We start from the raw sequence: 6108 nt of genomic DNA on the forward strand, positions 1-6108 counted from the left end.
CGTGAATATGCTGCTGTTTAGCACCAGCGATTTTATCTGCATCGGGATTGTCGCACTGCCGTTGACGCTGGTGATTATCAGCGGTGGCATTGATATTTCGCTCGGTTCCACCATTGGCTTATGCGCGATTGCGCTGGGCGTGATGCTGCAGGCGGGAATGCCGATTTCTCTGGCGGTGATCCTTACGCTCGCCGTCGGCCTGCTATGCGGGTTGTTCAACGCGGCACTGATTCACTACACCGGAATCAGCCCGTTGGTGATTACGCTGGGTACACTGTATCTGTTTGGCGGTGCGGCGCTGCTGCTTTCGGGGATGGCGGGGGCGACAGGTTACGAAGGCATCGGCAGCTTCCCGGATACCTTCACCAACTTCGCCAATCTGACGCTGTTTGGCTTGCCGATCCCGCTGGTGATGTTCGCTGTCATCACGTTGCTGTTCTGGCTGCTGACCCACCGCGCACGCTTTGGCCGCCATATTTTTCTTATCGGACAAAACCCGCGTGCGGCGCGCTATGCCGCGCTGCCAGTCAACGGTTCGCTGTACGGCGTTTATGGCATGGTTGGGCTGGCGTCGGCGATTGCCGCCATTGTGCTGGTTTCCTACTTCGGTTCGGCGCGTTCCGATTTAGGCCGCGATTTACTGATGCCTGCGCTCACGGCGGCGGTGCTGGGTGGAGCGAATATTTATGGCGGTTCCGGTTCCATTCTTGGCACCGCGCTCGCCGCGCTGTTAGTGGGATATTTACAACAAGGTTTACAGATGGCTGGCGTGCCTAATCAGGTATCGAGTGCGTTGTCCGGTGCGTTGTTGATTGTGGTAGTCATTGGTCGGTCGGTGAGTTTGCACCGCGATTATCTACAGACGACATGGCGTCGTTTGCGCGGTCACAAAAAACTAACGGGGGTTTGAAGATGAAGCAGACAACAAAACGCGTGCTACAGCTCAGTGCATGGGCTTTGGCCTTTGGTGTGGTGAGCGCGCAAGCCGCCGACAGGATTGCCTTTATCCCAAAATTAGTGGGTGTCGGCTTCTTTACCAGCGGCGGTAATGGCGCGATGCAGGCGGGTAAAGACCTCGGTGTACCGGTGACCTACGATGGCCCCACTGAACCGAGTGTCTCCGGCCAGGTGCAGCTGATTAACAACTTCGTTAACCAGGGTTACAACGCGATTATTGTCTCGGCAGTTTCGCCAGACGGCCTGTGTCCGGCGCTGAAACGTGCGATGCAGCGTGGAGTGAAAGTGCTGACCTGGGATTCTGATACCAAACCCGAGTGCCGCAGTATTTATATCAACCAGGGCACCCCGCAACAGCTCGGCGGCATGTTGGTGGATATGGCCGCGAAACAGGTGACTAAACCGGCCGCCAAAGTTGCCTTCTTCTACTCCAGCCCCACCGTGACGGATCAAAACCAATGGGTGAAAGAGGCGAAGGCGAAAATTGCTAAAGATCATCCACAGTGGGAGATCGTCACCACCCAGTTTGGCTATAACGACGCGACTAAATCGCTGCAAACCGCTGAAGGGATTTTAAAAGCGTATCCGGATCTGGATGCGATCATCGCCCCTGATGCCAACGCGTTACCTGCCGCAGCCCAGGCAGCTGAAAACCTGAAACGCACTAATGTCGCGATTGTTGGCTTCAGTACGCCAAACGTCATGCGCCCGTACGTTGAGCGCGGCACGGTGAAAGCCTTTGGCCTGTGGGACGTGGTACAGCAGGGCGAAATTGCGGTCAACGTCGCCAATACGCTGCTGAAAAAAGGCGATCTGAACGTCGGTGATACTGTTGATGTGGCGAAAATTGGCAGCCTGAAAGTCGAGCCAAATAGCGTGCAGGGCTACCAGTATGAAGCGAAAGGTAACGGCATTGTGCTGCTACCTGAACGTGTGGTGTTCACCAAAGACAACATCGGCAAATACGACTTCTGAGGGAGGAAAAATGGCAGATCTTGACGATATCAAAGAGGGAAAAGATTACGGCATTGGCCGCCCGCAGGAGAATAAAGCGTTTTACCTGAAGGGCAGCGGGGCGCTGGATTGGGGCATGCAGTCGCGGCTGGCGCGGATTTTTAACCCGGACAGCGGGCGCACCGTGATGCTGGCCTTCGACCACGGCTATTTCCAGGGGCCGACCACCGGCCTTGAGCGCATTGATTTGTCTATTGCGCCGCTGTTTCCGGAAACCGATGTGCTGATGTGTACCCGCGGTATTCTGCGCAGCGTGGTGCCGCCAGCCACCAACAAACCGGTGGTTTTGCGGGCTTCCGGTGGTAATTCGATTTTGAGCGAGCTGTCGCGGGAAACGGTGGCGGTGACCATGGAGGATGCCTTGCGTCTCAATGCCTGCGCGGTGGCCGCACAGATCTACATTGGCAGCGAGTATGAACACCAGTCGATTAATAACATCATCAAACTGGTAGATGAAGGCACGCGCTACGGTATTCCTACGCTTGCGGTAACTGGCGTGGGCAAAGAGATGGCACGCGACGCACGTTATTTCTCGCTCGCCAGCCGAATTGCCGCAGAAATCGGTGCGCAGTTTGTGAAAACTTACTTTGTGGAAGAGGGGTTCGAGAAAGTCACCGCCAGTTGCCCGGTGCCAATTGTTATTGCTGGCGGTAAGAAACTACCGGAGCAAGAAGCACTGGCTATGTGCTTCAAAGCCATCGACCAGGGCGCATCCGGTGTGGACATGGGGCGCAATATCTTCCAGTCAGACGCACCGCTGGCGATGCTAAAAGCGGTGAAAAAGGTGGTGCATGAGAATCTTTCTGCCCGCGAAGCGTACCAATTCTGGTTGGATGAAAAACATCATGGAGGCAAAGGATGAACGTGACGTTGGTGGAAATTAATATCAAACCGGAACGGGTTGATGAGTTTATGGATGTGTTCCGCGCGAATCACGAAGGCTCAATCAAGGAACCGGGCAATTTGCGTTTCGATGTGTTGCAAGACCCGGATGTCGCGACGCGGTTTTTTATTTATGAAGCGTATCAAAACGATGAAGCGGTGTTGGCGCATAAGCAAACACCGCATTATCTGGCCTGTGTCGATAAGCTAGACGCGATGATGTCGGAACCGCGTAAGAAAAGGAGTTTTGTTGGGTTGTTGCCTGAGGAGTGATGCCCTCACCCCAGCCCTCTCCCACGGGAGAGGGAGAAAAAACCGGCTAAGAAATATGCTGTTTCAGCGTTTCCAGCATGCCATCGGCACTGTATTTGCTGGCAATTTCTGCGGTCGCCGCTACCGGCTCAATGTGTAGAAATTGCTTAAGTTCATGCTGGTTTTTTCCATCAAAGATAAACACTCGAGATGGGTGGTAAAACTCTTGTTCTTTTATGGCACTGTTATTAGTAATTAATTTTTTATTAAAAACCAATGCTTCAACAGATCTCAACGTTAAACCCGTTTGGTCAGGTTTATTGATCTCCAGAACAAAGCGTGACTGGTTTAGTTTTTCTATATTTTCCTGATAACTCAACTTCATATTTTTGCAGTTTGCTGGATAATTGCTGTCGTGGTGATATTTATCCATTAAATAGAAGTCAGTTTTGCAATTTTCTTTCAGCAGCAACGGCGTTATTTTATTGATGAGATCCACTCTTTCCGTTTGATAACCCCCGACATAAAAACAGCTATTTCCGATGGGGTGTGGTGCGCGGTTAGCAGACTGAATTTGTTGCCAGGTAAACGGAACAAATTGCTTAATGTAAGTCAGGCCATAGGTCTTGCTGTCTTGCGGATCGAAGCTGAAAATTACATCAAAAATAGGCTTAACCGTTTCAATATAATCCTGATTTTCTGCAAGTTGTCCCAGTTTTCTACGCTTAGTCGTTAAGGCATCAACTGAGTCGCGCAGAATCAATATCTTTTTACAGTGCATGGTTTGCACATAATCGAGGAAGGGGAAAACACTGTAGCCATTACAGACGATGACGTCGCTGTTTTTAATTAAAGAAAATTTTTTTGCGCAGTGAATTTTTTTATGCAGTTTTTTTAAATATTGGCCAGGGAGTAATTTATTGATGGATTTGAAACGTCGCATGATGCGATTAACCTGATAGACAGGATTCTCTTGTGCTAAAGAATCAAGCATCATTTTTTCAAAATCATTAACCCATTCCAGAAAGAAAAAACGCATATCAACCACAACCATCCGAGTAAATTTTAGATGATTTTACAGTAATTGCGGCAAACTAAAAGAAGAGGCATAAGCGCTACACTTATGCCTCAGGAGACTTTCAGCTTCATTGTTGCTCTATTTCAACGATTTCTGGTTGCACGACTCTCAGGCTGGACAATGCTTTCCGCGCACAACTCAACACATGTTCGCACTGCTCAATCGTGATAGTCAGTGGAGGCTCAACACGAATGGTTTTCGCATTGTTGAGCGTCCCGGCGACCAGCACCTGCTGGCGGAACATAGCACTAGCAAAGTTATAGCCAATTTCGTTGTCGCTGAACTCGATGGCAATCAACAAACCTTGCCCACGCGCATCAACAACCAGCTCAGGAAACTCGCGTTTCAGAGCCAGGAAGCCATCCACCAACAATTGCCCTTTCTGTTGTGCCTGAGCGGGAAGGTTTTGCTCAAGCAGAACATGGATTGTGGCAAGCGCTGCAGCACAGGCTAACGGGTTGCCACCAAAAGTTGTGGTGTGCAGGAAAGGATTATCAAACAGCACAGAGAAAACTTCTTCCGTGGCAACAGTCGCGCCAATCGGCATTACGCCACCACCGAGTGCTTTGGCGAGGCATAAAATATCAGGCTGTACGTTTTCGTGTTCACAGGCGAACATTTTGCCGGTACGGCCCATGCCAGTTTGCACTTCATCAAGAATCAACAGTACGCCGAACTCATCGCACAGCTTACGAACCGCAGGTAAATACCCCGCTGGTGGAATAATGACGCCACCTTCACCCTGAATAGGCTCAAGGATCACGGCTGCGACATCATCACCGGTTTTACGGCATTCGTTGAATAGGGTGCGTAATGCATCGATATTGCCAAACGGTACATGCCTGAAGCCCGGAAGCAGCGGCATAAATGGTTTACGGAATGCAGCTTTTGCTGTTGCTGACAATGCCCCGAGAGATTTGCCATGGAACGCGCCACTGGCTGCGACAAAGGTAAATTTCCCGCGTGGAGATTGATAGGCTTTAGCGAGTTTAATCGCCGCTTCAACCGATTCTGTACCGCTGTTGCTAAAGAAACTGTACTTAAGTTTACCCGGTGTGAGTGTCGCAAGGGTTTTGGCTAACATCGCCCGTAGGGGGTCGAGCAGCTCCTGACTGTGCAGGGGTTGTTTTTCGAGCTGATGCTGTACGGCGGATACCACTGTTGGATTACGGTGCCCCACGTTAAAAATTCCGAACCCACCCAGACAATCTAAATATTCCTTACCCTGGGTGTCGACAAGCGTATTTAAGCTGCTTGCTTGCCACTCTACGGCTCCGTAATCCCCGCCGGCGGTCACTGATTTGCGATACTCAAGAAAACCCGGATTCACATGCTGTTGGAAGTTATCAATAACTTCGCGATTTAACGCCTTCATCTCCTCATGACTCAGCGACTTCTTTTCAATGATGTTGAGGGCGTGCGCTGTACAGGCAAGAGCCGAAGCGCTGGTAGGTAACCTGTTCAAAATGTGCTCCTGGGGATGACGTATCACGCGATACACGAAATAAGTATTGCAGGGAATACGCCACTTCGCTTTCCCTAAACAAAATCAGGATAAACGATCTGAGTGAATGCAAACTGCGTAATAAATAAGCACACGGGATGAGTTTTTTTGGTTGAAAATTCCATAATGGCGGGACTTTGGTCTGCGTTATCTGGTTGTAGTGCACCATTGCCGTGCATCGTGCTACTTAAAGGTGCATCGCTAAGAAAAGTTAGCAGTTTTAAATTCATAAAATGAAAAGAAGTAATTTCATTTTAATTTATTTTTGCGATGAATTGCGAATAAGTAAATTATAGAATGATGCCTGCCAGTTTAATGACTCTTGAATTAATGATTCACCCAGTGAATATTTCACCGCTGAACGTTATCATTTTGTGGGGGTTATTAAATAAATGCAGTGTATAAGTGGTTTGAATATGTA

Annotated in this window: 6 protein-coding genes; 4 read left to right on the plus strand and 2 right to left on the minus strand. The window is 49.7% G+C overall.

Annotated features, from left to right (window positions below; translation table 11 throughout):
* The 4 genes from lsrD to lsrG all read left to right on the plus strand — a co-directional run.
* Nucleotides 1-910: autoinducer 2 ABC transporter permease LsrD (lsrD, locus tag MES37_RS22950; protein WP_237932710.1), on the plus strand; the 910-nt coding region annotated here is incomplete at its 5' end.
* Nucleotides 911-912: 2 nt separating this feature from the next.
* Complete coding sequence (gene lsrB / locus MES37_RS22955) at nt 913-1932, plus strand: autoinducer 2 ABC transporter substrate-binding protein LsrB (RefSeq protein WP_121814849.1); 1020 nt, start codon at nt 913-915, stop codon at nt 1930-1932.
* Between the two features lie 10 nt (nt 1933-1942).
* Nucleotides 1943-2833 (plus strand): 3-hydroxy-5-phosphonooxypentane-2,4-dione thiolase, encoded by an 891-nt coding sequence (gene lsrF / locus MES37_RS22960; protein WP_237932711.1) that lies wholly within the window; start codon nt 1943-1945, stop codon nt 2831-2833.
* On the plus strand, nt 2830-3126 hold the full coding sequence (gene lsrG, locus MES37_RS22965; protein ID WP_064543284.1) for a (4S)-4-hydroxy-5-phosphonooxypentane-2,3-dione isomerase: 297 nt from the start codon (nt 2830-2832) through the stop codon (nt 3124-3126). The genes lsrF and lsrG overlap by 4 nt, the downstream gene beginning before the upstream one ends.
* A 46-nt stretch (nt 3127-3172) precedes the next feature.
* Here the strand turns inward: lsrG and MES37_RS22970 are convergent, their stop codons facing one another.
* Both MES37_RS22970 and ygjG read right to left on the minus strand, forming a co-directional pair.
* Nucleotides 3173-4153 (minus strand): hypothetical protein, encoded by a 981-nt coding sequence (locus MES37_RS22970; RefSeq protein ID WP_133522261.1) that lies wholly within the window; start codon nt 4151-4153, stop codon nt 3173-3175.
* Nucleotides 4154-4250: 97 nt separating this feature from the next.
* Nucleotides 4251-5648, minus strand: coding sequence for a putrescine aminotransferase (ygjG, locus tag MES37_RS22975; protein WP_208111317.1), 1398 nt, complete (start codon nt 5646-5648; stop codon nt 4251-4253).
* Between the last annotated feature and the right edge of the window lie 460 nt (nt 5649-6108).

Source organism: Buttiauxella sp. S19-1, assembly GCF_022134725.1.
In the GTDB taxonomy this organism is placed as follows: domain Bacteria; phylum Pseudomonadota; class Gammaproteobacteria; order Enterobacterales; family Enterobacteriaceae; genus Buttiauxella; species Buttiauxella ferragutiae.

Excerpts from the sequence above, each read along its gene's own strand:
- lsrB (WP_121814849.1), top strand. The coding sequence starts at position 913 with ATGAAGCAGACAACAAAACGCGTGCTACAGCTCAGTGCATGGGCTTTG.
- lsrF (WP_237932711.1), top strand. The coding sequence starts at position 1,943 with ATGGCAGATCTTGACGATATCAAAGAGGGAAAAGATTACGGCATTGGC.
- lsrG (WP_064543284.1), top strand. The coding sequence starts at position 2,830 with ATGAACGTGACGTTGGTGGAAATTAATATCAAACCGGAACGGGTTGAT.